General features: G+C 73.1%; 18 protein-coding genes. 8 read left to right on the top strand and 10 right to left on the bottom strand.

The window, feature by feature from the left end; genetic code table 11:
* Positions 1-29 precede the first annotated feature (29 nt).
* Positions 30-5,519, top strand: coding sequence for a pullulanase-type alpha-1,6-glucosidase (gene pulA, locus ACZ6PY_RS06005; protein WP_466069700.1), 5,490 nt, complete (start codon positions 30-32; stop codon positions 5,517-5,519).
* A 79-nt stretch (positions 5,520-5,598) separates the two neighbouring features.
* Here pulA and ACZ6PY_RS06000 read toward each other — a convergent pair whose 3' ends face one another.
* The 3 genes from ACZ6PY_RS06000 to ACZ6PY_RS05990 all read right to left on the bottom strand — a co-directional run bounded on the left by ACZ6PY_RS06000 (position 5,599) and on the right by ACZ6PY_RS05990 (position 11,882).
* Positions 5,599-7,641, bottom strand: a complete 2,043-nt coding sequence (locus ACZ6PY_RS06000; protein WP_466069698.1) for a hypothetical protein — start codon at positions 7,639-7,641, stop codon at positions 5,599-5,601.
* 352 nt (positions 7,642-7,993) lie between these two features.
* Positions 7,994-10,105, bottom strand: coding sequence for a hypothetical protein (locus ACZ6PY_RS05995; protein WP_466069697.1), 2,112 nt, complete (start codon positions 10,103-10,105; stop codon positions 7,994-7,996).
* Between the two features lie 298 nt (positions 10,106-10,403).
* Positions 10,404-11,882 (bottom strand): aminopeptidase P family protein, encoded by a 1,479-nt coding sequence (locus tag ACZ6PY_RS05990; protein WP_466069695.1) that lies wholly within the window; start codon positions 11,880-11,882, stop codon positions 10,404-10,406.
* Positions 11,883-11,992: 110 nt separating this feature from the next.
* On the opposite strand from ACZ6PY_RS05990, the gene asnB reads away from it, so the two are divergent.
* Positions 11,993-13,954, top strand: a complete 1,962-nt coding sequence (gene asnB / locus ACZ6PY_RS05985; protein WP_466069694.1) for an asparagine synthase (glutamine-hydrolyzing) — start codon at positions 11,993-11,995, stop codon at positions 13,952-13,954.
* A 60-nt stretch (positions 13,955-14,014) separates the two neighbouring features.
* Here the strand turns inward: asnB and ACZ6PY_RS05980 are convergent, their stop codons facing one another.
* Positions 14,015-15,145, bottom strand: coding sequence for a lytic polysaccharide monooxygenase auxiliary activity family 9 protein (locus tag ACZ6PY_RS05980; RefSeq protein WP_466069692.1), 1,131 nt, complete (start codon positions 15,143-15,145; stop codon positions 14,015-14,017).
* A 325-nt stretch (positions 15,146-15,470) separates the two neighbouring features.
* Here ACZ6PY_RS05980 and ACZ6PY_RS05975 point away from each other — a divergent pair, with 325 nt between their 5' ends.
* A complete protein-coding gene (locus ACZ6PY_RS05975; protein WP_466069690.1) occupies positions 15,471-16,400 on the top strand; it encodes a carbohydrate kinase family protein in 930 nt (309 codons plus the stop codon).
* 13 nt (positions 16,401-16,413) lie between these two features.
* Here ACZ6PY_RS05975 and ACZ6PY_RS05970 read toward each other — a convergent pair whose 3' ends face one another.
* Positions 16,414-17,634 (bottom strand): multidrug effflux MFS transporter, encoded by a 1,221-nt coding sequence (locus tag ACZ6PY_RS05970; RefSeq protein ID WP_466069689.1) that lies wholly within the window; start codon positions 17,632-17,634, stop codon positions 16,414-16,416.
* An 81-nt stretch (positions 17,635-17,715) separates the two neighbouring features.
* On the opposite strand from ACZ6PY_RS05970, the gene ACZ6PY_RS05965 reads away from it, so the two are divergent.
* The gene (locus tag ACZ6PY_RS05965) at positions 17,716-18,162 is read left to right on the top strand and encodes a MarR family winged helix-turn-helix transcriptional regulator (protein WP_466069688.1); all 447 of its coding nucleotides are present in this window, start codon (positions 17,716-17,718) and stop codon (positions 18,160-18,162) included.
* 15 nt (positions 18,163-18,177) lie between these two features.
* Here the strand turns inward: ACZ6PY_RS05965 and ACZ6PY_RS05960 are convergent, their stop codons facing one another.
* Together ACZ6PY_RS05960 and ACZ6PY_RS05955 are read right to left on the bottom strand one after the other, a co-directional pair.
* A complete protein-coding gene (locus ACZ6PY_RS05960; RefSeq protein WP_466069687.1) occupies positions 18,178-19,008 on the bottom strand; it encodes an MBL fold metallo-hydrolase in 831 nt (276 codons plus the stop codon).
* A complete protein-coding gene (locus ACZ6PY_RS05955) occupies positions 19,005-19,409 on the bottom strand; it encodes a thioesterase family protein (RefSeq protein WP_466069685.1) in 405 nt (134 codons plus the stop codon). Before ACZ6PY_RS05955 ends, ACZ6PY_RS05960 begins: the two co-directional genes overlap by 4 nt.
* A gap of 150 nt (positions 19,410-19,559) precedes the next feature.
* Here ACZ6PY_RS05955 and ACZ6PY_RS05950 point away from each other — a divergent pair, with 150 nt between their 5' ends.
* On the top strand, positions 19,560-20,633 hold the full coding sequence (locus tag ACZ6PY_RS05950) for a phosphatase PAP2 family protein (protein ID WP_466069683.1): 1,074 nt from the start codon (positions 19,560-19,562) through the stop codon (positions 20,631-20,633).
* A gap of 64 nt (positions 20,634-20,697) precedes the next feature.
* Here the strand turns inward: ACZ6PY_RS05950 and ACZ6PY_RS05945 are convergent, their stop codons facing one another.
* From ACZ6PY_RS05945 to ACZ6PY_RS05935, 3 genes are all read right to left on the bottom strand, one after another.
* The gene (locus ACZ6PY_RS05945; RefSeq protein WP_466070753.1) at positions 20,698-21,993 is read right to left on the bottom strand and encodes a PH domain-containing protein; all 1,296 of its coding nucleotides are present in this window, start codon (positions 21,991-21,993) and stop codon (positions 20,698-20,700) included.
* A 419-nt stretch (positions 21,994-22,412) separates the two neighbouring features.
* The gene (locus ACZ6PY_RS05940) at positions 22,413-22,940 is read right to left on the bottom strand and encodes a PH domain-containing protein (protein ID WP_466069682.1); all 528 of its coding nucleotides are present in this window, start codon (positions 22,938-22,940) and stop codon (positions 22,413-22,415) included.
* A 22-nt stretch (positions 22,941-22,962) separates the two neighbouring features.
* Entirely contained in the window at positions 22,963-23,193 is a 231-nt protein-coding gene (locus ACZ6PY_RS05935; RefSeq protein ID WP_466069680.1) for a hypothetical protein, read from the bottom strand.
* A gap of 239 nt (positions 23,194-23,432) precedes the next feature.
* Here ACZ6PY_RS05935 and ACZ6PY_RS05930 point away from each other — a divergent pair, with 239 nt between their 5' ends.
* The 3 genes from ACZ6PY_RS05930 to ACZ6PY_RS05920 are packed head-to-tail and all read left to right on the top strand — an operon-like array spanning position 23,433 to position 26,457.
* On the top strand, positions 23,433-24,539 hold the full coding sequence (locus ACZ6PY_RS05930; protein ID WP_262286194.1) for an AAA family ATPase: 1,107 nt from the start codon (positions 23,433-23,435) through the stop codon (positions 24,537-24,539).
* Positions 24,518-25,510 carry a DUF58 domain-containing protein gene (locus ACZ6PY_RS05925; RefSeq protein ID WP_466070751.1) on the top strand — a complete coding sequence of 331 codons (993 nt, stop codon included), beginning with the start codon at positions 24,518-24,520 and terminating at the stop codon, positions 25,508-25,510. Before ACZ6PY_RS05930 ends, ACZ6PY_RS05925 begins: the two co-directional genes overlap by 22 nt.
* Positions 25,507-26,457, top strand: coding sequence for a VWA domain-containing protein (locus ACZ6PY_RS05920; RefSeq protein ID WP_466069677.1), 951 nt, complete (start codon positions 25,507-25,509; stop codon positions 26,455-26,457). Before ACZ6PY_RS05925 ends, ACZ6PY_RS05920 begins: the two co-directional genes overlap by 4 nt.
* The last annotated feature ends 352 nt before the right edge of the window (positions 26,458-26,809 follow it).

Genomic DNA, 26,809 nt, shown 5'->3' with positions numbered 1-26,809 from the left:
GCGAATCAGCGACCAGAGAAAGGCCGTCGATGAAACCCCCGCCGATATCCCGCAAGGCACTGGCCGCCCTGGCCACCTCCCTCGTGCTCACCCTCGTCGGCGTGCCGGTGGCCCTCCACCAGGTGGGTGCCGACGGCAGCGAGCGGCCCACCACCCCCGACGTGCTGGGCGCCGCGCAGTGGAGCCGGGAGCCGTCCGCCGAGGCGCTGCTCAAGGCCGGCAGCACCGCCGCGAAGGCCGAGCAGTTCTACTTCGTCCTGCCGGACCGCTTCGCCAACGGCGACAAGCGCAACGACACCGGCGGGCTCACCGGTGACCGGCTCAGCACCGGCCTCGACCCGGCGGACAAGGGCTTCTACCACGGCGGTGACCTCAAGGGGGTCATCGACCGGATGGACTACATCCAGGGCCTCGGCACCACGGCCATCTGGCTCGCCCCGATCTTCAAGAACCGGCCCGTGCAGGGCACCGGCGCGGACGCCTCCGCCGGCTACCACGGCTACTGGATCACCGACTTCACCCAGGTCGACCCGCACTTCGGCACCAACGCCGAGCTGACGAGGCTGGTCGGCCTCGCCCACCAGCGGGGCATCAAGGTCTACCTGGACATCATCGTCAACCACACCGCCGACGTCATCCGCTACGCCGAGGACAGGTACGGCTACGTCGACAAGAAGACGTCCCCCTACACCGACGCGCAGGGCCACGCCTTCGAGGACCGCAACTACGCCGACGGCACCCGGGCGTTCCCGCGGGTCGACAGCACGTCGTTCCCGTACACCCCGACCTTCGCCACCGCCGCCGACGCCAGGGCCAAGGTGCCGGCCTGGCTGAACGACCCGACCATGTACCACAACCGGGGCGACTCCACCTTCACCGGTGAGAACAGCGAGTACGGCGACTTCTTCGGCCTCGACGACCTCTGGACCGAGCGCCCCGAGGTGGTCCGCGGCATGACCGACATCTACGCGCAGTGGATCGGCAGGGCGGGCGTCGACGGCTTCCGCCTCGACACGGTCAAGCACACCAACCTCGACTTCTGGCCGCAGTTCACCCGCGGCATCGACGCCGCCGCCGCCAGGGCCGGCAAGCCGGACTTCTTCATGTTCGGCGAGGTCTACAGCGCCGACCAGGAGATCGAGTCGACCTACGTGCGGCAGGGCGGCCTGCCCGCCACCCTCGACTTCTCCTTCCAGGAGGCCGCGCGGGGCTACGCCGCCGCGGACGGCTCGGCCCGCGCGCTGGCGGACGTCTACGCCAAGGACGACCTCTACGCCGCGCGGGACACCGACGCCAACCGGCTGACCACCTTCCTGGGCAACCACGACATGGGCCGGATCGGCTCGTTCGTCGCGGCCGCCGGCGGTGACGACGCCAGCCAGCTCCGCCGCGACCAACTCGCCCACCAGCTGATGTTCCTCACCCGCGGCCAGCCGGTCGTCTACTCCGGCGACGAGCAGGGCTTCACCGGCCCCGGCGGGGACAAGGACGCCCGGCAGGACATGTTCGCCAGTCGGACGGCGGACTACCTCGACGACGACCTGATCGGCACCACCCGCACCCACGCGAGCGACCAGTACGACACCACCCACCCGCTCTACCGGACCATCGCCGAGCTGGGCCGGCTGCGGCAGGCCCACCCCGCGCTGCGGGACGGCATCCAGGTCACCCGCCACGCGGCGGACGGCCCGGGCGTCTTCGCCTTCTCCCGCGTCCTGCCGAAGGACCGCACCGAGTACGTCGTGGCCGTGAACAACGCCGCGACCGCGCAGACTGTCACCGTGGACACCTGGTCGGCCGGCGCCACCTTCACCGGCGTCTACGGCGGCGCGGCCACGGCGGCGGCCGGCGCCGACGGCAAGCTGGGCGTCACCGTGCCGGCGATGTCGGCCGTGGTGCTCAAGGCCGACCGGGCGATCCCGCACGCCGGAAGCGCCCCGACGATCACCCTCACCGAGCCGGGCGACGCCCCGGTCGCCACCCGGGCCACCGTCACCGCGCAGGTCACCGGCGACCCCCTGGCCACGGTCACCTTCGCGGCCCGGGTGCCGGGCGGCAGGTGGACCCTGCTGGGAAGCGCGCACAAGGCTCCGTACACCGTCCACCACGACCTGACCGGCCTGGCCGGCGGGACGACCGTCGAGTACAAGGCCGTGGTCCGCGACGGCAAGGGCCGCGTGGCCGCCGCGCGCACCACCGGCGTGGTCGGCACCCCGGCGCAGAGCGCGTCCCGGGACTGGGCGGTCGTGCACTACCAGCGCCCCGCCGGCGGGTACGCCGACTGGGGCCTCTACGCCTGGGGCGACATCGACCCCGCGTACCAGACCGAGTGGCCCAAGGGGCAGCCGTTCGCGGGTGAGGACTCCTACGGCCGGTTCGCCTGGGTCAAGCTGAAGCCGGGCGCGAAGTCGGTCGGGTTCCTCGTGGTCGACAAGGACGGGAACAAGGACGTCGCCAACGACCGCACCATCGACGTGACGCAGACCGGTGAGGTCTGGGTCAAGCAGGGCGACCCGGCCCTCTACCCGACCCGGCAGGCCGCCACGGGCGAGCCCGACCCGCCGGTCGACCAGAACACCGCGGTCATCCACTGGCGCAAGGCGGACGGGAACTACGACGGCTGGGGCCTGCACCTCTGGGACGGCGCCGCCAACCCCACCGACTGGGGCAACCCGCTGAAGCCGGAGAAGATCGACGCGTACGGCGCGGTCTTCCGGGTGCCGCTCGCCGCCGGCGCCACCGGGCTGAACTACATCGTGCACTCCGGCGACGTGAAGGACCAGCCCGACGACCAGCGGCTGGACCTCACCACCACCGGCCACGAGATCTGGCTGCTGGCCGGGGTCAAGGGCCGGCTGCTGCCGCCGACCTCGTCCGGCGTCGCCAAGGATCTCGACATCACGAAGCAGAAGGCGCAGTGGATCGACCGGTCCACCGTGGCCTGGCAGACCGGGCCGACCGACGGCAAGCGGTACGCCCTGGTGGCCGCCCCGGCCGGCGGGCTCGCGGTCACCGACGGCGAGCTGACCGGGACGTACACCACGCTGCCGCTGCGGGCGGCGCGCAACGGGCTGACCGAGGCCCAACGGCAGGCGTACCCGCAGCTCTGGGCCCACCGGGCCTTCACGCTGGACCGCGCCGACCTGGCCAAGGTGCCCGCGGCGCTGCGCGGCCAGCTCGTGGTGACCGAGCGGGACGCCGAGGGCCACCTGCTCGGCGCCACCGGGGTGCAGATCCCCGGCGTGCTCGACGACGTCTACCGGGCCGCGACCGGCGCGAAGCTCGGCCCCACGTTCGCCGGCACGGTGCCCACCCTGGCCGTCTGGGCGCCGACCGCCCGGAAGGTGTCGCTCCAGCTCTTCGACTCGCCGACTGCCGAGCCGAAGGCCGTGGCGATGAGCCGCGACGACCGCACCGGCGTCTGGTCGGTCCGGGGCACGAAGGGCTGGACCGGGAAGTACTACCGGTACCAGGTCGAGGCGTGGCAGCCGGCCGCGCAGAAGGTGGTCACCGCCGCGGTGACCGACCCGTACTCGCTGGCCCTCGCGCCGGACTCGACGCACAGCCAGATCGTCGACCTGGCCGACCCGGCGCTGGCCCCGGCCGGCTGGGCCGGCCTGCGCAAGCCCGCGGCCGTGCCGTCGGCCAAGGCGCAGATCCAGGAGCTGTCGGTCCGGGACTTCTCCATCGCCGACGCCACCGTGCCGGCCGAGCGGCGGGGCACCTACCTCGCCTTCACCGACCCGGACACGGCCGGCATGAAGCACCTGAAGGCGCTCGGCGACGCCGGGGTCAACTACCTGCACCTGCTGCCCGCGTTCGACTTCGCCACCATCCCCGAGAAGCGGGCCGACCAGGCGCAGCCCGCCTGCGACCTGGCCGCGCTGCCACCGGACTCGGACGAGCAGCAGAAGTGCGTCGCGGCGGTGGCCGAGAAGGACGGCTACAACTGGGGGTACGACCCGCTGCACTACACGGTGCCCGAGGGCGGCTACGCCGTCGACCCGACCGGGGCGAAGCGGACCACCGAGTTCCGGCAGATGGTCGCCGGCATCAACAAGGCCGGCCTGCGCGTGGTGATGGACGTCGTCTACAACCACACCTCGGCCGCCGGCACCGACCCGAAGTCGGTGCTCGACCAGGTGGTGCCGGGCTACTACCAGCGGCTGCTCGACGACGGCACCGTCGCCAACTCGACCTGCTGCGCCAACACCGCCCCGGAGCACGCCATGATGGGCAAGCTCGTCGTGGACTCCCTGGTCACCTGGGCGAAGGCGTACAAGGTGGACGGGTTCCGCTTCGACCTCATGGGCCACCACCCGAAGGCGAACATCCTGGCCGTCCGTGCCGCGCTGGACCGGCTGACCCTGGCTCGCGACGGGGTGGACGGCAAGAAGATCCTGCTCTACGGCGAGGGCTGGAACTTCGGCGAGGTCGCCGACGACGCCCGGTTCGTGCAGGCCACCCAGGCCAACATGGCCGGCACCGGCATCGGCACCTTCAACGACCGGCTCCGCGACGCCGTGCGCGGCGGTGGCCCCTTCGACGGCAACCCCCGGATCCAGGGCTTCGCGTCCGGGCTCTTCACCGACCCGAACGGCGACGACGTCAACGGTACGGCCGCCGAGCAGAAGGCCCGGCTGCTGCACCAGCAGGACCTGATCAAGGTGGGGCTGACCGGCAACCTGCGCGGCTACCGGTTCACCGACTCGTCCGGCCGGCCCGTCACCGGCGCGCAGGTCGACTACAACGGCTCGCCGGCCGGCTACACGGCGGCGCCGGGCGAGGCGGTCACCTACGTCGACGCGCACGACAACGAGATCCTCTACGACGCGCTGGCGTACAAGCTGCCGCAGGGGACCTCGGCGCAGGACCGGGCCCGGATGCAGGTGCTCGCCCTGAGCACCGTGGTGATGGGCCAGGGGACCGGGTTCGTGACGGCCGGCTCGGAGCGGCTGCGCTCCAAGTCGCTGGACCGCAACTCGTTCAACTCCGGTGACTGGTTCAACCAGATCCGCTGGGACTGCGCCCAGGGCAACGGCTTCGGCGCCGGCCTGCCAACCGAGCAGGACAACAAGGACAAGTGGCCGTACGCCAGGCCGCTGCTGGCCGACCCGAAGCTGGTGCCGGACTGCGCCGCGATCGACCTGGCCGACGCCCGGTACGCGGAACTGCTGACCATCCGGCGCTCCTCCCCGGTGTTCGGGCTGACCAGCGCCGACCAGGTGCAGAAGCGGGTCGCCTTCCCGCTCTCCGGCGACCAGGAGACCCCGGGCGTGCTCACCATGACCCTGGACGCCCGCGGGCTCGGCGGCACGTGGAAGTCGGTCACCGTGGTCTTCAACGGCACCCCGGACACGGCCACGCAGACCGTCACCGGCCTGCGCGGGGCGGACGTGACGCTGCACCCGGTGCTGAAGAACTCCGCCGACCCGGTGCTCCGGACGGCGTCCTTCGACCGGGCCGGCGGCACGTTCACCGTGCCGGCCCGCAGCGTGGCGGTCTTCGTCCAGAACTGACACCGACGACGGTCCGGCCCCCTGCCACGACGTGGCAGGGGGCCGGACCCGTTGCGTCGATCCGTACGCCGACCGTTGCTCAGTTGAAGCAGTCTTCGACGGTGTTGGCGCAGTTGGTGGGGTCGTTGTTGGTGACGGTGGACTTGTCGTCGAGCTTGACCTTGCCCTCGTTGTTGAGGATGCCGCCGGCGACGCGGTGGAGCTTGGCGGTGTCGGTGGCGGTGTTCTTGGTGACGTGGGTCTTGGTCAGGGTGACCTTGCCCTTGTTGTTGAAGATGCCGCCGCCGTTGAGGGCGGTGTTCTTCTTGATTTCGGTGTCGCGCAGGGTGAGGGTGGCGTTGTCGTCCTTCTGGTCGTGGCGTTCGGTGAAGCCGTCTTCGACCTTGACGAGCCATTCGCCGTTGAAGATGCCGCCGCCGAAGCGGTTGGCGGTGTTCTCGACGATGGTGCTGTCGGAGATGGTGGCGGTGGCGTCCTCCTTGTCGTTCTGGTAGCCCCAGTGCTTGCCGCCGGTGTTGACGATGCCGCCGCCGTTGCCGTCGGCGTGGTTCTTGGCGACGAGGACCTTCTCCAGCTTGAGGGCGGTGTTCTCGGCGTAGATGCCGCCGCCGTTCTCGCAGGCGGTGTTGCCGGTGATGGCGGTGAAGGTGATGGTGACGAAGCCGCCGGAGCTGAACAGGCCGCCGCCGTTCTTGCCGGCGTTGTTGTTGGACAGGGTGCTCTTGACGGCGTCCTTGCCGTGGTCGGAGCCGACGATCTCGACGGTGCCCTCGTCGTGCTCGTCCTTGTTCTTGTCGTAGGGGTTCTCAATGGTGTTCGGGCCGTACTGGTCGTGCTTGGTGTTGTCGCCCTTGCCGTTGGCGATGCCGCCGCCGTTGCCGCCGGCGGTGTTGTTGTCGATGTGGGACTCGACGACCTTGAGCACGCCGCGGTTGAAGATGCCGCCGCCGTCCTCGCGGGCGTGGTTGTTGGTGACCTTGCTGTCTTCGAGGTGGACGCGGCCGAAGTTGGCGATGGCGCCGCCGTTCTCCTCGGCGTTGTTGTCGGTCAGCTTCACCTTGATCAGGTTGGCGCTGCCGCCGCGCTCGACCAGCAGGGCGCCGCCGTCGCCCTCGCCCTTCTTCTCGTCCCGCTTGTCACCCTCCGAGCCCGAGCCCTGCGACCCGGAGCCCTGCGAGCCCTGGTAGTCCTGGGAGCCCTGCGAGTCCGAAACCTGCGACCCGGAACCCTGCGAGCCGGAGCCCACGGCCACCGGCGCGGCCACCGTGGTGGCGGTCTGCGCGCCCATGACGGCCGGCGCGGCCTGCATGCCCTGCCCGGCCGGTGCGGTCTGGGCGGCGGGCGCCGTCGACGTGCCATTGCCGGGAGCCCCGTTGCCGGGGGCGCCGTTGCTCGGGGCGCCGTTGCCGGGGGCGCCGTTGCTCGGTCCGCCGTTGCTCGGGCCGCCGTTGCTGGGTCCGCCGTTGCTGGGTCCGCCGTTGCCCGGGATCTGCGGGCCGCCGGCGCCGTACTTGAAGGCGGTGGCGTTGCCGCCCTTGACCGTCAGGTCCTTCAGGGTCAGGTCACCACCGTCGGCGACCCGGAAGATCCGGAAGGTGTCCTCGGCGTCGCGCTTGATCGTCGAGCCGTTGCCCTTGATCGTGATCTCCTGCCGGATCTCCGGCAGCGCCGCGCCGAACTTGCGGTCCTTCTCGCCCAGCTCGTAGGTGCAGTCCTTGGCCAGCTTCAACGTGCCGCCGTGATCCCGGTTGGCCAGGTCGAGCGCCTCGACCAGCTCGTCGTCGTCACACCGCACCTCACGGACCTTCCCGTGGTCCCCGCCGTCCGCGTCCCACTCGCCACGGTCCCGGGCGTCCTTGTCCTTGTCCTTGCCGTCCCGGCCGTGCTCGTCGTCCCGGGCGTCCGAACCCTCGGCGTCGTCACTGGTGAGCTGGGCGGTCGACCACTTCACGTCGGCGAGCCGGTGGGGGCCTGTGACCCCGGTGGTCGCGTAGGCCACGCCCGCGAGGCTGACCGCTCCGGTCAGGCCCACGACGCCGGTGGCGAGCCACAGCCGGCGGCGCCGGAGCGGGGAGATCGTCTCACGGGTGGCGTCATTGTTATTGCGAAGGTAGTTGGACATCGGAGCTCTCTGCCCTCTCCTTGTACCTGACAAGGTCGCTTCGCCACGGCGAGGCGGCCTTCGCTACAAATCGGTTGTAGCTGCTGAAGACCAACGTATGAGAAGGTTCTTCGCCTCGTGCCCATATACGAAAAAAACCCGCATACGGGGTGGGGTGGCGCGGCGGGACGCAGAGGGAACCACAGGCGCGTGAGGGCGTCCGCCCGGCGAAGCGGGCCCGGGGAGGCGTAAGGCCGTCGGTGGCCACGGAGGACCCGAAACGGGGCGGGACCGGCCGGCGGTGACGCGGGGGGCGGGGAGTCCCTCCCCGCCGTGGCGCGGCGGAAAGGGACTCCCCGGGTTATGTGGTGGTTCAGTTGAAGCAGTCTTCGACGGTGTTGGCGCAGTTGGTGGGGTCGTTGTTGGTGACGGTGGACTTGTCGTCGAGCTTGACCTTGCCCTCGTTGTTGAGGATGCCGCCGGCGACGCGGTGGAGCTTGGCGGTGTCGGTGGCGGTGTTCTTGGTGACGTGGGTCTTGGTCAGGGTGACCTTGCCCTTGTTGTTGAAGATGCCGCCGCCGTTGAGGGCGGTGTTCTTCTTGATTTCGGTGTCGCGCAGGGTGAGGGTGGCGTTGTCGTCCTTCTGGTCGTGGCGTTCGGTGAAGCCGTCTTCGACCTTGACGAGCCATTCGCCGTTGAAGATGCCGCCGCCGAAGCGGTTGGCGGTGTTCTCGACGATGGTGCTGTCGGAGATGGTGGCGGTGGCGTCCGACTCCTTGTTGTCGCGCTCCTTGTTGTCGCGCTCCTTGTTGTTGCCGCCGTTGGAGGACCAGTCCTTGTCCTTGTCCTTGTCCTTGCCGCCGGTGTTGACGATGCCGCCGCCGTTGCCGTCGGCGTGGTTCTTGGCGACGAGGACCTTCTCCAGCTTGAGGGCGGTGTTCTCGGCGTAGATGCCGCCGCCGTTCTCGCAGGCGGTGTTGCCGGTGATGGCGGTGAAGGTGATGGTGACGAAGCCGCCGGAGCTGAACAGGCCGCCGCCGTTCTTGCCGGCGTTGTTGTTGGACAGGGTGCTCTTGACGGCGTCCTTGCCGTGGTCGGAGCCGACGATCTCGACGGTGCCGGCTTCGTCGTCGTGCTTGAAGTCCTTGTTCTTGTCGTTCTTGTCGTAGCTGTTCTGCCCGTAGCTGTTCTGCCCGTAGCTGTTCTGCCCGTAGCCGTTCTGCCCGTAGCTGTTCTGGCCGTTGCCGTCCTGGCCGTAGCTGTCGGACGACCCGTAGTTGTGCGGGTCGTGGCTGTTCTTGTCGTTGTCGCCGTTGCCGTTGGCGATGCCGCCGCCGTTGCCCCCGGCGGTGTTGTCGTCGATGTGGGACTCGACGACCTTGAGCACGCCGCGGTTGAAGATGCCGCCGCCGTCCTCGCGGGCGTGGTTGTCGGTGACCTTGCTGTCTTCGAGGTGGACGCGGCCGAAGTTGGCGATGGCGCCGCCGTTCTCCTCGGCGTTGTTGTCGGTCAGCTTCACCTTGATCAGGTTGGCGCTGCCGCCGCGCTCGACCAGCAGGGCGCCGCCGTCGCCCTCGCCCTTCTTCTCGTCCCGCTTGTCACCCTCCGAGCCCGAGCCCTGCGACCCGGAGCCCTGCGAGCCCTGGTAGTCCTGGGAGCCCTGCGAGTCCGAAACCTGCGACCCGGAGCCCTGCGACCCCGAGCCCTGCGAGCCGGAGCCCACAGCGACCGGCGCGGCCTGGACCGGCGCGGCGCCCATGACGGCGGGTGCCATCGGGGCGCCGTTGCCGGGGGCGCCGTTGCTCGGTCCGCCGTTGCTGGGTCCGCCGTTGCTTGGTCCGCCGGGGATCTGCGGGCCGCCGGCGCCGTACTTGAAGGCGGTGGCGTTGCCGCCCTTGACCGTCAGGTCCTTCAGGGTCAGGTCACCACCGTCGGCGACCCGGAAGATCCGGAAGGTGTCCTCGGCGTCGCGCTTGATCGTCGAGCCGTTGCCCTTGATCGTGATCTCCTGCCGGATCTCCGGCAGCGCCGCGCCGAACTTGCGGTCCTTCTCGCCCAGCTCGTAGGTGCAGTTCTCGGCCAGCTTCAACGTGCCGCCGTGATCCCGGTTCGCCAGGTCGAGCGCCTCGACCAGCTCGTCGTCGTCACACCGCACCTCACGGACCTTCCCGTGGTCCCCGCCGTCCGCGTCCCACTCACCACGGTCCCGGCCCTCGTCCGACCGGTCCTTGTCCCCGTCCTTGCGGTCCTCGTGGTCGCCCTTGTCGGCGTCGGAGGCGTGCTGCGGCGCGGCCGCGCGGTTCTCGGCCACGCGGTTCGGGGTGCCGGCCTTGTCGTTGTCGCGAGCCGCGAGGCCACCGAGTGCCGCCAGCCCGACGACGCCGGTCAGTCCGGCCACGCCGGTGGCGACCAGGAGGGCCCGCCGCCTGCTCGTCGACGGGGTCATCGGGGCCCCGCCGTCGCTGTTCGTTACGTCGTTGGACATCAGAGCCTTCCGCCCTTTCGGTCTACCTAAAGGGGTCGCCTCGCCCCAGGCCGAGCGACCAGCTACAAATCGGTTGCAGCCTCTGATTGCCACCGTATGAGAAGGATCCTCGCGACGCGGACGGATCCGAAGAAATCGCGCATTTGGCTCGCATCCGGCCGGGCGGCGTCAGCATGGGGCGTAGCGGCACCTGACGGCCGTGGGCGGCGCAGACGACGACGGGCCCGGCACCGGCGTCGTTACCGCGAGAAACCTCGCAGACGCCGGCGGCGGGCCCGCCGGGGGTCGTGCCTGTCGGTCAGCCGGGCAGGCGGGGACCGGCCTCGCGCTGCTCGGCCAGCCAGGTCTCCACCTCGTCGGAGCGGCGCGGCAGGCCGGCCGAGAGGTTCACCGGGCCGTCGGCGGTGACCAGGATGTCGTCCTCGATGCGTACGCCGATGCCGCGCAGTTCCTCGGGGACCAGCTCGTCCTCGGGCTGGAAGTAGAGCCCCGGCTCGACGGTGAGCACGTAGCCCTCGCCGAGCGGCCCGTCCCGGTAGGTCTCCTTGCGGGCGTTGGCGCAGTCGTGCACGTCGATGCCGAGCATGTGGCTGGTGCCGTGCAGCGTCCAGCGGCGGTAGACCGTCGACGCCGGGTCCATGGCCTCGTCGACGCTCACCGGCAGCAGGCCGAGGTCCTTCAGCGCCTCGGCGAGCACCCGCATGGCGGTGAGGTGCACCTCGCGGAACGCCACGCCCGGCTTGATCACGTCGATGCCGGCCTGCTGGGCGGCGTAGACGGCGTCGTAGACCTGGCGCTGGAGCGGGGTGAACCGGCCGTCGACCGGGAGCACCCGGGTGACGTCGGCGGTGTAGAGGTTGCGGTTCTCCACGCCCATGTCCATGAGCAGCAGCTCGCCGGGGCGGGTCGCGCCGTGGTTGTGCACCCAGTGCAGGATCGTGGCGTGCTCGCCGGCGCCGACGATCGAGCCGTAGCCCACGTCGTTGCCGTCGTGGCGGGCGCGCAGCGCGAAGACGCCCTCGAGGAGCCGCTCGGAGACCGCCCGGTCGGCCGGGAGCGCCCGGGCCACGTCCTCGAAGCCGCGGACGGTGGCGTCGCACGCCTCCTGGAGCTGGGCGATCTCCCACTCGTCCTTGACCAGCTTCAGCTCGGAGATCGCGATGGCGAGCTCGCGGTCGCGGCCCGGCTGCCCCTCGGCCCGCGCCCCGTCGTACGGCCGCACCGCGGCGTCCACCCGGGCGTCGAAGCCGCGCAGCACCCGGGTGCGGCCCGGCGCCAGGTCGGCCAGCGCCGCGTCCAGCTCGGTCAGGTCGGCCGTCGGCAGGCCCAGCTCGGTCGACTTCTCCTTCAGCGTCGGCCGCCGGCCCACCCACAGCTCGCCGTGCCGGCTGCGGAAGAACTCGTCGGTCGCGCGGGACGACCGGGGCCGCATGAACAGGGTGGCCTCGCCGCCCGGCCGGAGCACGAGCACGCTGTCCGGCTCCAGGTCGCCGGTCAGGTACGCGAAGTCGCTGCCCGGCCGGAACCGGTGGTCGGTGTCGTTGGCGCGTACCTTCTCGGTGCCGGTCGGGATGACGAGCGTCTCGCCCGGGAACGCCTCTGCCAGCGCGGCCCGCCGCTTGGCGTGGTTGGGCACCTCCGGCCGGGGACCGACCGGCAGCTCCGTGTCCCGCCAGCCCTGCCGCATGAAGGACAGGAACGCCTCCGGGAAGTCCGGGTCGTGTGATTCGGTGCCGTCCGCCGGCTTGCCCTGCTGCTGTGCCCGCTCCTCGGCCATGCTCGCCTCCTTGCGCCTCGTCGCTGGTCCAGACCGTACCGCGCGGGTGGGAACGAGGAGTGCCTGCGGTGCCGCGACGGTGGCTTCCGGCGCGTGGAAAGATGGCGACCATGTGCGGACTCCTGGCCTTTTTCAGCGCGCGCGGTGACGCCGCCGCTCACCGCGACCACATCGCCGGAGCACTGGAGTGCCTGCACCACCGCGGCCCGGACGAGACCGGGGTCGAGGTGGTCGGCGACGCCTCCGGGAGGTACGCGGACGGGGTGTTCGCGCACAAGCGGCTGGCGATCATCGACGTGGCGCTCAGCCACGAGCCGCTGCCCTACGCGAACGAGCGTTACCTGCTCACGTTCAACGGCGAGATCTACAACTACATCGAGCTGCGGGACGAGCTGATCCGCGACCACGGCGCGCAGTTCGCCACCAACGGCGACGGCGAGGTGATCGTCGCCGGCTACCACTACTGGGGTGAGCAGGTGCTCACCCGGCTGCGCGGCATGTTCGCCTTCGTGATCTGGGACCGGCAGGAGCGGCGGGCCTTCGGCGCGCGGGACTACTTCGGCATCAAGCCGCTGCACTACCTGGAGACCCAGGACGGGCTCTACCTGGCCTCGGAGAAGAAGGCGCTGCTGCCCTTCGCGCACTCGGCCTACCAGGGCGACGCGGGCATCGACGCCGCCAACCTGAGCCACTACCTGACCCTGCAGTACGTCCCGGAGCCGGGCACGCTGCACAAGGGGATCAGCCGGATCGGGTCGGGGGAGTACCTGACCTGGACGCCGGGTGGCCGGATCGAGGTACGCCGCTGGTACCGGCCGGTGTTCCGGCCGGCCCCGGTCTCCGACGAGCAGAAGCTCTACCACGAGATCCGGGAGACGCTGCGGGAGAGCGTCCGGATGCACATGCGCTCGGACGTGCCGGTCGGCTCGTTCCTCTCCAGCGGCATCGACTCGACCGCCGTGGTGGCCCTGGCCCGGGAGTTCAACCCGAACATCCTCACCTTCACGGTCGGCTACGACGTGCCGGGCTACTCGGAGATCGACGTGGCGCAGGACTCGGCGCGGCACCTCGACGTGACCACGATCCCGACCAAGATCGGGCCGCAGGACATGATCGACGCGCTGCCGAAGATCGTCTGGCACCTGGACGACCCGGTGGCCGACCCGGCCCTGGTGCCGCTCTACTTCGTGGCGAAGAAGGCCGCCGAGCACGTCACCGTGGTGCTCTCCGGCGAGGGCGCGGACGAGTTCTTCGGCGGCTACACGATCTACCGGGAGCCGCTGTCGCTCAACGCGGTCAACAGCCTGCCGGGCGGCGTGCAGAAGGGCCTGCGGGCGGTCTCCAAGGCCATCCCGCAGGGTGTGAAGGGCAAGAGCTTCCTGGAGCGGGGCACCACCCCGATCGAGGAGCGCTACTACGGCAACGCCCGGATGTTCACCGAGGAGGAGAAGCAGCACCTGCTGCGCCGCTACGACCCCTCGGTCCGCTACACCGACGTCACGGCGCCCATCTACGCCGAGGCCACCGAGCTGGACGACGTCACCAAGATGCAGTATGTCGACCTCTACACCTGGCTGCGCGGCGACATCCTGGTCAAGGCCGACCGGATCTCGATGGCGCACTCGCTGGAGGTCCGGGTGCCCTTCCTCGACCGCGAGGTGTTCAACGTGGCGGCGGGCGTCCCGGTCGACCTGAAGCTGCCGCCGCGCTCCGAGGCGACCAAGTACGCGATGCGCCAGGCCCTGCAGGGCGTGGTGCCGCCGGCCATCGTCAACCGCAAGAAGCTGGGCTTCCCGACCCCGACCCGGGTGTGGCTGCGCGGCGAGATGTACGAGTGGGCCCGGCACGTGCTGGCCACGTCCGGCGCGGGCGACCTCATCGACCTGTCGTACGCCATGCGGCTGCTGGAGGAGCACAAGCGGGAGGAGGCGGACCACTCCCGCAAGGTGTGGACCGTGCTGATCTTCTGCATCTGGCACGCGATCTTCGTGGCGAAGACCCTCGACCCGGGCATCCAGCGCAACCAGTCCGCCCTGCTCACCAAGCCGGTGGTCGGCAGCATGGTCCGCTGACCCTCGTCCGACGGAGGGGCCCCCGGGGACGCGTCCCCGGGGGCCCTTCTCAGTTCCGGTTCAGCGGCCCGTGCAGGTGACCGTGGGCAGGGTGTTCGTGCCGGAGTAGTTCGCGGTGAAGCCGAACGTGGTGGTGCCCTCCGGTGGGACGCTCCCGTTGTACGCGGCGTTGGTGACCGTCACCGCGGCCCCGCTGCTGCTCACCGTGCCGTTCCAGAGCTGGGTGATGCTCTGGCCGCTGGGCCAGGTCCAGTTCGCGGTCCAGCCGGCGTAGGTCCGGGTGCTGTGGTTCATGATCATGACCTCGCCCTGGAACCCGCCCTGCCAGGCGCTGACCACCTTGTACACCGCCATGCAGGTGCCGGACGGCATGGTCGGGGTCGGGGTCGGGCTCGTCGGGGTCGGGCTGGGCGAGGTCGGGGTGGGCGTCGGGCTGGTCGGGCCCGGGGTCGGCGTGGTGGGGTTCGGCGACGGCGTGCCGCCCGAGCCGATCCCGGTCACCTCGCCGTTGCCGCCGTCGAAGGTCACGTCCGAGCAGCCGAAGAAGTTCTCCTGGCTGTCCGAGCGGACCCAGCGGGAGTAGATGATGTGCCGGCCGCTCTTGTTGGCCGGCAGCGAACCGGTGAAGTAGTAGTGCCCGTCGTTCGTGCCCACCGAGCCGCGCTGCGGCGGGTTGGTCACCTGGAGGAACGGCTGCTCCTCCAGGTCGCTCCAGGCCAGCGGCCGGGTCGGGCTCCAGCTGTCCTTCGTGACGTAGAAGTAGAAGGTGCCCGGGTGGTGGGCCCAGTTGCTGTAGCGGAACTCCATGCTCCGCCCCGCCGTCAGGTGGGTGACCGGCCAGTCGGTGCGGGCCAGGTCGTAGCCGCTGAAGTTCGGGTTGCCGCCGCTGCACAGCTTGCCGTCGGGGATGAACCCGACGGTCCGGCCGCCCGCGTCGGAGCGCAGCACGCTGAACCAGTTGTAGAGCGAGTTGGCGCCGCTCTGGGCCACCGCCGCCGAACAGGCGGGGTTGCTCGGCCTGATCTCCCCGGTCGGGGTGAGGCCGTCCTTCCAGCACAGGTAGGTCCGGGCGCCCGGGGTCATCGCCGCGCCGTGCGCGGCGGCCGGGTCGGAGCCGGTGGCCAGGGCGAACGCGCCAAGGGCCAGGGTGGCGGCCGCGGTGAGCAGCGCGGCCGTACGGGATCGGTGCACGGGATCTCCTGACTCGCGGGGCGCGACCCGCACGGCCGGCCCCGCTGCGACGAGCGGATGCGACGATCGCGGTGCCACGCCCGGCGGCCGGAGTGCGGCCGGGGCCGTCGGGGGGACGCGCACCGCCTCGGTCCGTGCCACGGACCGTGAGTGCCCTCGCGTCGGCTCGACCCGGCGGCGCGGCAGCCCCCGCGCCCTCCCGGCACGCGCAATCCCATCACGTCCGGGCATCCCGCGCAATAGCCGTCCGTCGATGCGGGAGTCTCGTCGCGCCGGGACCCCGCCATGCGCCAGGATCGGAGGTACACCGACGGAGGGAGCCAGGATGGGGTACGCGGTGGTGCTCGGCGAGGCGCTGGTCGACCTGCTCGACGCCGAGCACGACGGGGAGCCCGTCTTCCGGCAGGCGATCGGCGGGGGGCCGTTGAACGTGGCCGTGGCGGTGGCCCGGCTCGGCGGTGACGTCCAGTTCGTCGGCTCGCTCGGCGACGACCCGCTCGCCGGGCGGATCCGCGCCTTCCTGGGCGCCGCCGGTGTGGGGCTGGACGGGGCGGTCACCGTGCCGGCGCCCACGGCGCTCGCGGTGGCCACCTTCGCCGGCCCGGAACCGGACTTCCGCTTCTACGGCGAACCCCGGTCGTACGCGCTGCTCACCGCCGACGACCTGGACGTCGCCCTGGTCGAGGGCGCGCAGGTGCTCTACTGCGGGTCGATCGTGCTGCTCGACCCGCCGGTGCTGGCCGCCGCCCGCCGGGCCTGGACGATGACCGGTGCGCTGCGGGTGTTCGATCCGAACGTGCGCCCGAGCCTGCTCACCGGCCCGGGCGCGCTGGACGACCTGCGCGCCGTGGTCGCCGAGTTCGCGGCGAGCGCCCACCTGGTCAAGCTGAGCGCCGCCGACGCGCGCCACCTCTACCCGCGTGAGCCGGTCGAGGGCGTCGCCGCGTACCTGCGGGAACTGGGCGCGGGGACCGTGGTGGTCACCCTCGGCGCGGACGGCGCGCTGGTCGCCGCCGCCGACGACGTGGTACGCGTCCCCGCGCCGAAGGTCGACGCGGTGGACGCCACGGGCGCGGGCGACTCGGTGATGGGCGCGCTCGTCGCCGACCTGCTGCACGCCGGTGAGCCGGTGGACCCGACCGGCTGGCGGGACCGGGTGGCCTTCGCCCTGCGGGTGGCCGGTCTGGTCTGCGAGTCGCCCGGCGGGGCCACCGCCATGCCCACCCGGGAGGCGGTCGCCAACCGGTTCCGCTGACCCGCCGTGCGGATCAGCGGGGGCGGGCCAGGGCGAGCACCGCGGTGAGGGAGAGGGCGGCCGCGGCGGCCAGCACGATCGCCATCGGCGTGGCGCTGCCCTCGCCGCCCAGACCGACCAGGGGTGCGGCGAGCGCGCCGATCACCGACTGCACGCCGCCCATCAGCGCGGCGGCGGTGCCGGCGTGCCGGGCGTGCGCGTCCAGCGCCAGCGCGGTGCTGTTCGGCGTCACCATGCCCAGCGAGCCGACGAAGGCGAACAGCGCCACCGCGACCACGGCGACGCTGCCGGCGAGCGCCCCGGTGAGCACGCCGGCCGCGGCCACCCCGCCGACCACGAGCGCGGTGACCAGCAGCCGGCGCGGGCTGAACCGGTCGAGCAGCCGCGCGTTCACCTGGCCGGTGGCCACCAGGGCGAGCGCGTTGAGGCCGAAGATCAGGCTGAACGCCACGGCGGAGACGCCGAAGACGTCCTGGAACACGAACGACGACCCGGAGATGTACGCGAACAGCCCGGCGAAGGCGAAGCCCTGGGTCAGCGCGTACCCGAGGTAGACCCGGTCGGCGACCAGCGACCGCATGGTACGGGCGGTGGCGGCCAGGCCGCCGGTGCTGCGGCGCTCGGTCGGCAGCGTCTCGGGCAGGCGCAGGGCCACCGCGACGGACAGCAGCAGCCCGATGACGGCCAGGGTGAGGAAGACCGCCCGCCAGTCGCCCCACCGCAGCACCAGGCTGCCCACGCTCGGCGCGGCCACCGGCGCGACGCCGAAGACCAGGGTGAGCCGGGAGAAGTACTTCGCGGCCTCGCGGCCGGAGTAGAGGTCGCGGACCACCGCCCGGGCGACCACGACCCCCATGCCGCCGGCCAGGCCCTGGACGAACCGCGCGGCGGCCAGCAGCGGCGCATTCGGCGCCAGGGCGCAGACGAGCGCGAGCACGGCGTACGCGACGACGCCGATCAGCACCGGGCGGCGCCGCCCCCACCGGTCGCTGAGCGGGCCGGTGACGAACTGGCCGACCGCGAGGCCGATCAGGCAGGTGGTCAGCGAGAGTTGGATGCCGGCCTGGTCGGCGCCGAGGTCGCGGGTCATCGCCGGGAACGCCGGGAGGTACATGTCCAGCGAGAGCGGGCCGATCGCGGTGAGCGTGCCGAGCAGCACCAGCAGGCTGGCCCCGCCCCGTGCGGCCCGTGGGTCGATGGTCGGGCGCGCGACGGTCCGCACGGTCTGGCTCACGGAGGTTCCCCCTGGAATGGACGATTCCGGGTAACCTTAGCTCTGTATCCAGAACTATTGCGATGTGAAGAAGGTGACTCCGTGCCGAGCGACGAGGCCGTCGCGCGCTTCGGGGCCGTGCTGGGGGAACTGCACCGGCTGGTCCGCCGCAAGGTCGTCGCCCGGGCCAAGCGGGACGCCCTGCCCGAGGCGCAGGTGGAGGTGCTGCACCTGGTCCGGGCCGAGCCGGGGATCAGCGGCAAGGAGGTCGCGCGGCGGTTGGGCACCGCGCCGAACACGGTCAGCACCCTGGTCCGCGACCTCACCGACGCCGGGCTGCTGGCGCGCGACCGCGACCCGGAGGACCGCCGGGTGGTGCGGCTCACCCTCACCGAGGCCGCCCGCACCCGGATGGCCGACTACGCGGCCCACCGCAGCGCGCTGCTCACCGAGGCCCTGGCCACCCTCGACCCGCCGGCCCGCGAGGCGATCCTCGCCGCCGCCCCGCACCTCGACGCCCTGCTCGGCGCCCTGCGCGCCCGCCCCTGACCCCGTCGCGGGCGGTCAGGCGGCGCCGTCGAGCTCGGCGTAACCCCGGCGGGCCGCGATGAGGCCCGGCCGGGCGCCGAACGGCGACTCGGCGGCCACCCGCTCGGGCGGGGCAGACCCGGTGTGGCCGGCCCGGATCAGCCACGCCTGTCGGGCGAGGTCGGCGTGCTGGGCCCGGACGAACTCCACGTCGACCGGCTCGCCGTGCCCTGGCACCACGAGCGTGGCCGGCGTGGTCAGCCGGAGCAGCGCGGCCACCGCGTCCGGCCACTGCACCGGGTACGACTCCTCGAAGGCCGGCGGGCCGCTCTGCTCCACCAGGTCGCCGGCGACCAGCACGTCCGCGTCCGGGACGTGCACCACCAGGTCGGCGTCGGTGTGACCGTGCCCGGGATGGTGCAGCAGCACCCGCCGGCCGCCCACGTCGAGCACCGCCTCCCCGTGCACCGGGTGGGTCGGGGCCAGCAGCTCGGTGCGGGCCAGCTCGGCGGCGAGCTCCGGCTGCTCCGCCCGCATCTCCTCGGCCGCGGCCCGGCGCAGCTCGTCCGGATGGTCGCGGAGCACCGCGGCGGCTTGGGCGTGCGCGTAGACCGGACGGGGCGGGTCGGCGGCCAGGGCGGCGTTGCCGAAGCAGTGGTCGAAGTGGTGGTGGGTGTTGACGATCGTCCACGGGTGCGGGGTGACCGCCCGGGCCGCCTCCGCCAGCTCCCGGGCCTGCCCGGCGGTGGAGAGGGTGTCCACGATCAGCGCCGCGCCGTCGCCCACCACCAACGTCACGTTGACGTGCAGGAGCGGGTCGCGCAGCACGTGCACGCGGTCGGCGACCTCGACGAACCGGGCGGTCATGACGCCCGCAGGGCGCGCTCGACGAAGCGCTGCCGGTCGACCAGGGCCCGCTCGACCCGCCCGGTGGCCACCACCTCGTTGCCGTCGGTCACGATCACCTCGAAGGCCAGCCGCCGGCCGTCGACCTTGACCAGCTCCGCCCGGGCGGCCACCGTCCGCCCGACCGGCGTGGCCGCGCGGTGTTCCAGCTCGACGCGGGTGCCGACCGTCGTCGACCCGGACGGCAGCCGGGTCGCGACCGCCGCCACGGTGGCCGCCTCGGCCAGCGCGAGCACCCGGGGCGTGCCGAGCACCGGCACGTCGCCCGAGCCCACCGCCCGCGCGGTGTCCGTGTCCGTGACGGTCAGCTCGACCCGGGCGGTCAGGCCCGGGGCGAAGGGCGACTCCGGCTGCTCCTGCATGGGCCGAGCCTAGTGCAGCGGCCCCGGGGCCCGGGCGGCGTCCGGACCGCCGCACCGGCCCCCTCGCCGGAGCCCGGACGGGGGTGACCGGCCCCGGTGGCGGGCGGTCGGCGTCGGCGGGTCCGTCGCACGCCGTTAACCTTGTCCGCGATGGCCGTGCTGACTGACCCCCCGCCCCCCGCCCCCGCCGGACCGACCGCGTCCCCCGACGGCGGGCGCCGTCGCGTGGTGGCGATGGCGATCTGGGGAATCGCCTTCGTGGCGGCCTGGTTCGCCATCGGCCTGCCGACCGACCCGGCGTACGCGTTCCTCTGGATCTGGGCGGGCACCATCGCCTGGCACTCGTCCCGCCCGTGGCGCAGCCACCTGCGCTTCGCCCGGGACTGGATCCCGGTGGTGCTGCTGCTGGCCGCGTACAACCTCTCCCGGGGATTCGCCGACAACGGCGCGACGCCGCACGCCATGGAGCTGATCGTCGCCGACCGGTTCCTGACCGGCTGGGCCACCGGCGGGGAGGTGCCCACGATCTGGCTCCAGCAGCACCTCTACCGGCCCGACCAGGTGCACTGGTGGGACGTGGCGGTCAGCTGGATCTACTTCTCGCACTTCGTGGCGACGCTCGCCGCGGCCGCCGTGCTCTGGCTGCGCGACCGGACGCGCTGGGGCGCGTACATGCGGCGGTGGGGCTTCCTCTGCGCGGCCGGGCTGGCGACCTACTTCCTCTACCCGGCCGCCCCGCCGTGGTGGGCGGCCCAGAACGGGCTGCTCTCCGACGTCGCGCGGATCTCCACCCGGGGCTGGAAGGAGATCGGCATGCACGGCGCGGGCAACCTGCTCAACGCCGGCCAGATCGCCTCCAACCCGGTGGCCGCCATGCCGTCGCTGCACACCGCGTTCGCCCTGTTCGTGGTCCTGTTCTTCCTGCGCGCGACCCGCAGGCGCTGGTGGCCGCTGCTGCTGGCGTATCCGCTGGCGATGACCTTCACCCTGATCTACAGCGGCGAGCACTACCTGATCGACGTGCTGGTCGGCTGGGCGTACGTCGGCCTGACCTTCCTGGTGGTCGGCCTGGCCGAGCGCTGGTGGGCGGCCCGCCGGGCCCGCCGCGCCGCGCTCGCCCCGGCCACGCAGGCGGCCCCCACCGCCGACCCGGCCCGGCCGGCCGACGCCGAGCCGACCCGGCCGGCGGACGCCGAGCCGACCACGGTGCCGGCGGAGCGCTGACCGTCCGCCGGCTCGGACCGGCTCGGCCCGCGCCGTGGTGCCGGCGCAGCCCTGGGCGGCCGGCTCAGCCCGGCCGGCCCGGGCCGCCCCGCCGGGCGGCGTGCGCCCGCGCGGTCAGCTCCGCCGCCAGCTCCCACGCCTCGGCCACGTCCCGGTCCAGCGCCGCCGCGCCCGAGCCGCCGGCGGTGTCCGCGTGCACGGTGGCCAGCCGCAGCCGCCGCTGCGCCGGGCCCTGGGTCACCCGCACGCTCTGGATCCGGGCGTACGGCACCAGCGTCAACCGGCGGGTCAGCAGCCCGGAGCGGGCCACGAAGACCCGCTCGTCGAGGCCGGCGCCGACCCTCGTCCGGCTCAGCGGGCGCAGCCAGCGGGCCCGCCGGGGCGGCAGCGTGGCGGGCAGCGCCCCCAGCCGGACGCCGGGGAGCACCTCCGCGACGACCAGCTCGCCGGTGGGCGCGTCGCCGACCGGCAGCAGCCGGTCCGGGCGGTTGCGGTCGTCCGGCTCGGCGCCCGAGTAGCCGGCCACCTCCAGCCGCAGCCGCAGCCAGCCCTTCATCCGCCAGAGCAGCGGCCAGGTCACCCCGACGGTCTGCACCCGGTGCAGCGGCACGGTCTGCACCCGGGTCTCCAGCAGCCCGTTGCGTACCCGCAGCGTGTCGCCGTCCCGGTCGAGCCGGAAGCTCCAGTCGTCGAGCACCCGGCGGACCGGTTGCAGCAGGACGCCGGCCATGGCGGTCAGCGTGCTGGCCACCGCGATGAACGACCAGGATCCCTCGGAGACGAACTGCGCCACCACGAACGCCACGCCGAACGGCAGCAGGAACGCCTGGGGGGTGAGCAGCTGGCTCACCAGCAGGTCGCGGTTGCGGACGTGGTGCAGCAGCCGCCCGGCCGGGGCGGCGGGCGCGGGCGGCGTGCCGGCGGCGGGCGGGGCGGCCTCGGGGGCGCGGCCGGCCACCGCGAGCAGCCGGTGCCGCAGGGCGCTCGCCTCGGCCACGCTCAGGTACGCCAGCGGCGCCTCGGTCTTGCCGCCGCCGACCACCTCCAGCCGCAGCTCGGCCAGCCCGGTGAGCTGCGCGAGCAGTGGCCGGACCACCTCCACGGCCTGCAGCCGCTCCAGCGGGATCGCCCGGGTACGCCGCCAGAGCAGCCCCTCGTGCACCCGCAGCTCCCGCCCCACCACGTGGTAGCCGGTGTTCCACCAGCTGATCACCGACAGCACGGTGGCCCCGAGGACGAAGACCGCGACCAGCACGGCGAACCAGCCGAAGCCGACCCGGGACAGCGTCGACCAGGAGAGGCCGGCGATCACCACGACCAGCGACTTCGCCCCGTGCAGCGCCGGGCTCAGCGGGTGCAGCCGCTGCCGGGGCTCCTCCCCGGTCGGCTGCGGCGCCCCCGGCCCTCCCGGCGGGTTCGTGGCGTGCGGCCCCCACGGGCCGGCCCCGGGCGGCCCGGGATGCCCCGCGCCCGGCCAGGGCGGCGCGGGCGGCCCGTAGCCGGGCGGCGGCGCGGGATGGCCCGCGACCGGCCAGGGCGGCGCGGGCGGCCCGTGGCCGGGTGGAGGCGCGGGCGGCCCGTGGCCGGGTGGCGATGCGGGTGGCCCGTACCCGGGCGGCGGTGCGGGTGGCCCGTGGCCGGGTGGGGGCGCCGGGTGGGCGTACCCCGGTTGCGGGGGCCAGGGATGTCCGTTCCGGGGCGGCTCGGCGGCGGCCGGCGGCGGTGTGGCGGCGGGCCGGTGCGGCGGGGAGCCGGGCTCCGGCTCGGCCGGGCCGTCACTCACAGCCCCTCCGCCCGGTCCTCGCCCAGCGCGGTGAGCCGGTCCCGCAGCCGGGACGCCTCGGCCGGTCGCAGGCCCGGCACCCGGGCGTCGCTCGCCGCCGCGGCGGTGTGCAGCTGCACGGTGGCCAGGTCAAAGGCGCGCTCCAGCGGCCCCGCGCTCACGTCGACGAACTGCATCCGGGAGTACGGCACGATGGACAGCCGCCGCACCAGCAGGCCGTGCCGGACCAGCAGGTCGTCGGCCCGCTCGGCGTAGCCCCAGGCGCGCACCGCGCGGACGATCGTGACCGCCCGCCAGGCGGCCAGCAGCAGCGCCAGGCCCAGGGCGGCACCGAGCAGCCAGTGGCCGGCGACCGCCCACGCCACGCCGAGCACCACCAGCGCCACGGCCAGGCCGATGCCGAGCCGGATCAGCTCCACCCAGATCAGGTCGCGGGAGATCGGCTGCCACCGGACGGTGTCCGGCCAGGGCTCCAGAGGTCCGGTCGGGGCCGGCGGCCGGCCGGCACGGTCGTCACCGTTCACCGGCTGGTCCCGCTGCGCTCGCTCACGATCCGAGCGTAGGCGATCCGGGCACCGGTACGACCTCGCGGAGGAAGCCGCGTGCGTCGAGGAAGTCGCCCAGCGACCCGCGATGTGCGGGGCAGGCCAGCCAGGTCTTGCGCCGTTCGGGCGGGTGCAGGCGGGGATTGTTCCAGCGCAGCTCCCACACGGCGGGGGCGCGACACCCCCGCGCCGAGCAGACGGGCGCGTCGTCGGGGGAAGTGGGAGTGGTCACCGGGGCGAGTCTAGGGCCGCGCGCCGGGAGCTTTAGCGCCGGGCGGCCACGGGGGGAGCCGCCCGGCGACGGGGTGAATCGTACACACGCCGGACCCCTTGTTGTCCACCCGTGTTCAGGGTTTTCCGTGCCGGGGGACGGCGCGGCGAAAATCGTCCCTCTCCCACCCTCGCCTCTCAGCAAGGCATGACAGTCTTGATACGCACCACGCCCGACGACGACCACGCTGTGGAGGACCGGTGGCCCAGCCGACCACGCCCGACGCCCCGACCCCGACCGAGGCCGCGCCGGACGCGCCGCCCCCGGCGACCACCACCCCGGCGCAGGACGCCACCCTGCTGGAGCGGGCGCTGTTCGAGATCAAGCGGGTGATCGTCGGTCAGGACCGGATGGTCGAGCGGATGTTCGTGGCCCTGCTCGCCCGGGGCCACTGCCTGCTGGAGGGGGTGCCCGGCGTCGCCAAGACGCTGGCCGTGGAGACCCTGGCCAAGGTGGTCGGCGGGTCCTTCGCCCGGGTCCAGTTCACTCCCGACCTGGTGCCGGCCGACATCATGGGCACCCGGATCTACCGGCAGTCCAGCGAGAAGTTCGACGTCGAGCTGGGCCCCGTCTTCGTCAACTTCCTGCTCGCCGACGAGATCAACCGCGCTCCGGCCAAGGTGCAGTCGGCTCTGCTGGAGGTGATGAGCGAGCGGCAGGTGTCCATCGGCGGCGAGACCCACCGGGTGCCCGACCCGTTCCTGGTGATGGCCACCCAGAACCCGATCGAGCAGGAGGGCGTCTACCCGCTGCCGGAGGCGCAGCGGGACCGGTTCCTCATGAAGATCGTGGTGGGCTACCCGACCGACGCCGAGGAGCGGGAGATCGTCTACCGGATGGGCGTCGCCCCGCCCGAGCCGGCGCGGGTCTTCGACACCCCGGACCTGATCGCGCTCCAGCACAAGGCCGACCAGGTGTTCGTGCACAACGCGCTTGTCGACTACGCGGTCCGGCTGGTCCTGGCCACCCGGGCCCCCGCCGAGCACGGCATGCCGGACGTCGCACAGCTCATCCAGTACGGCGCGAGCCCGCGCGCCTCCCTCGGCCTGGTCCGGGCCACCCGGGCGCTGGCCCTGCTGCGCGGCCGCGACTACGCCCTGCCGCAGGACGTGCAGGACATCGCCCCGGACATCCTGCGACACCGGCTCGTGCTCAGCTACGACGCGCTCGCCGACGACGTGCCGGCCGACCACATCGTGCACCGGGTGATGTCGACCATCCCGCTGCCCGCGGTCGCGCCCCGCCAGCAGGCCACGCCGCCCCCACCGGCCGTCCCGCACGGCGGCTGGCCCGGGCAGCGGCCGTGACCCCACCCACCCGGCTGCCGGCCAGCGGCGAGCGTTCCGGCGCCGTCCTCGCCCGGTTGCAGCTCATGGTCACCCGCAAGCTCGACGGGCTGCTCCAGGGCGACTACGCCGGGCTGCTGCCCGGCCCGGGCAGCGAGGCGGCGGAGTCCCGCGAGTACCGCCCCGGCGACGACGTGCGCCGCATGGACTGGCCGGTCACCGCCCGCACCACCATGCCGCACGTCCGGCGTACGGTGGCCGACCGGGAGCTGGAGACCTGGCTGGCGGTCGACCTGTCGGCCAGCCTGGACTTCGGCACCGGGCAGTGGCTCAAGCGGGACGTGGTGGTCGTCGCGGCGGCCGCCCTGGCCCACCTGACCGTCCGGGGCGGCAACCGGATCGGCGCGGTGGTCGGCACGGGCACGCCGGCGCCGGCGGGCCGGTGGCGGGGCGGCTCCCCGCCGGCCGGGCCGGGGACGCTGCGGCGGCTGCCCGCCCGGGCCGGGCGCAAGGAGGCGCAGGGGCTGCTGCGGGCCATCGCCGACACCGAGATCCGGCCCGGTCGCAGTGATCTCGGCGCCCTCGTCGACATGCTCAACCGCCCGCCGCGCCGGCGGGGCGTCGCCGTGGTGATCTCCGACTTCCTCGCGCCGCCCCAGCAGTGGGGCCGGCCGGTCCGTAAGCTGCGGGTCCGGCACGACGTGCTGGCCGTCGAGGTGGTCGACCCGCGCGAGCTGGAACTGCCCGACGTGGGGGTGCTGCCGGTGGTCGACCCGGAGACCGGGGAGCTGCACGAGGTGCAGACCGCCGACCCGGGTCTGCGCCGGCGGTACGCCGAGTCGGCGGCCGCCCAGCGCGCGGCGATCGCCGCCGAGCTGCGCAGTGCCGGCGCGGCCCACCTGCGCCTGCGTACCGACCGAGACTGGCTGCTGGACATGGTGCGTTTCGTGGCCGCGCAGCGGCACGCCCGTACCCGAGGGACGACTCGATGATCCGTTTTCTGCAACCGTGGTGGCTGCTGGCCGTGCTGCCGGTGCTCGCCCTGGCCGCCGCGTACGTCTGGCGGCAGCTGCACCGCCGGCAGTACGCGATGCGGTTCACCAATGTGGACCTGCTGCGCACCCTGGCGCCCAAGGGGCTGGGCTGGCGGCGGCACGCGGCCGCCACCGCGTTCCTGCTCTGCCTGCTGGTGCTCGCCACCGGGCTGGCCCGGCCCGCGATCGACACCAAGGAGCCCCTCGAACGGGCGACCGTGATGCTCGCCATCGACGTGTCGCTGTCCATGCAGGCCGACGACGTGGCGCCGAACCGCCTGGAGGCGGCGCAGGAGGCGGCCAAGCAGTTCGTCGGCGAGCTGCCGGAGAGCTACAACCTCGGGCTGGTCTCGTTCGCCAAGTCGGCGAACGTGCTGGTGCCGCCCACGAAGGACCGGGGCGCGGTGACCACGGCCATCGACGGGCTGGTGCTGGCCGAGGCGACCGCCACGGGCGAGGCCGTCTTCACCTGCCTGGAGGCGATCCGCTCGGTGCCGGCGGACGGCGCGGCCGGCATCCCGCCGGCCCGGATCGTGCTGCTGTCCGACGGCTACCGCACCTCGGGCCGCTCGGTGGAGGAGGCGGCCGCGGCGGCGCAGGCGGCCAACGTGCCGGTGTCGACCATCGCGTTCGGCACCGACTCCGGGCAGGTGGACATCGGCGGCCAGCTCCAGCGGGTGCCGGTGGACCGCATGGCGCTGTCGCAGCTCGCGGAGACCACCCAGGGCTACTTCTACGAGGCCGCCTCGGTCAGCGAGCTGAAGCAGGTCTACCAGGACATGGGCAGCTCGATCGGTTTCCGGACCGAGCCGCGGGAGATCACCCAGTGGTACGCGGGGGTCGCGCTGCTCCTCGCGCTCTGCGCGGGAGGGCTGAGCCTGCTCTGGTCGTCCCGCCTGATCTGAGGCGGGCGGCCGGTGCCCGGCCGGCGGTGGTCAGTGACCGCCGCCGGCCAGGACGAAGAGGACGGCCACCCAGACGGCGGCGAGGGTGAAGCCCAGCGGGGCGACGTAACGGCTCATGGGACTGCTCCGTGGCGACGGACGGTCCGGCGGGCCGGACCGCGGGGGTGGATCAGGGCGTACGCACACGAAGTCGTGACCGGGGTGCTCCGCCGGCCGCGCGCCACGGCGCCCCGGCGGACGGCCGGGGAGACGGGGTGGTGCGGCGGGGCGGGGGAGCGCGGGTCAGCCGCGCCGACTGAGTCGTGGCTCAGCGGGACTGACGGTCGGCCCGGCCACGACTGGGAGGATCGCT

It is taken from the genome of Micromonospora sp. NPDC048907, assembly GCF_055586885.1.
This window is presented reverse-complemented; position numbering and strand designations above follow the sequence as displayed.

What these genes read in the sequence shown, in the direction of transcription:
- pulA (WP_466069700.1), top strand. Translation starts at nt 30, where the DNA reads ATGAAACCCCCGCCGATATCCCGCAAGGCACTGGCCGCCCTGGCCACC.
- ACZ6PY_RS06000 (WP_466069698.1), bottom strand. Translation starts at nt 7,641, where the DNA reads ATGTCCAACTACCTTCGCAATAACAATGACGCCACCCGTGAGACGATC.
- ACZ6PY_RS05995 (WP_466069697.1), bottom strand. Translation starts at nt 10,105, where the DNA reads ATGTCCAACGACGTAACGAACAGCGACGGCGGGGCCCCGATGACCCCG.
- ACZ6PY_RS05990 (WP_466069695.1), bottom strand. Translation starts at nt 11,882, where the DNA reads ATGGCCGAGGAGCGGGCACAGCAGCAGGGCAAGCCGGCGGACGGCACC.
- asnB (WP_466069694.1), top strand. Translation starts at nt 11,993, where the DNA reads ATGTGCGGACTCCTGGCCTTTTTCAGCGCGCGCGGTGACGCCGCCGCT.
- ACZ6PY_RS05975 (WP_466069690.1), top strand. Translation starts at nt 15,471, where the DNA reads ATGGGGTACGCGGTGGTGCTCGGCGAGGCGCTGGTCGACCTGCTCGAC.
- ACZ6PY_RS05960 (WP_466069687.1), bottom strand. Translation starts at nt 19,008, where the DNA reads ATGACCGCCCGGTTCGTCGAGGTCGCCGACCGCGTGCACGTGCTGCGC.
- ACZ6PY_RS05955 (WP_466069685.1), bottom strand. Translation starts at nt 19,409, where the DNA reads ATGCAGGAGCAGCCGGAGTCGCCCTTCGCCCCGGGCCTGACCGCCCGG.
- ACZ6PY_RS05950 (WP_466069683.1), top strand. Translation starts at nt 19,560, where the DNA reads ATGGCCGTGCTGACTGACCCCCCGCCCCCCGCCCCCGCCGGACCGACC.
- ACZ6PY_RS05920 (WP_466069677.1), top strand. Translation starts at nt 25,507, where the DNA reads ATGATCCGTTTTCTGCAACCGTGGTGGCTGCTGGCCGTGCTGCCGGTG.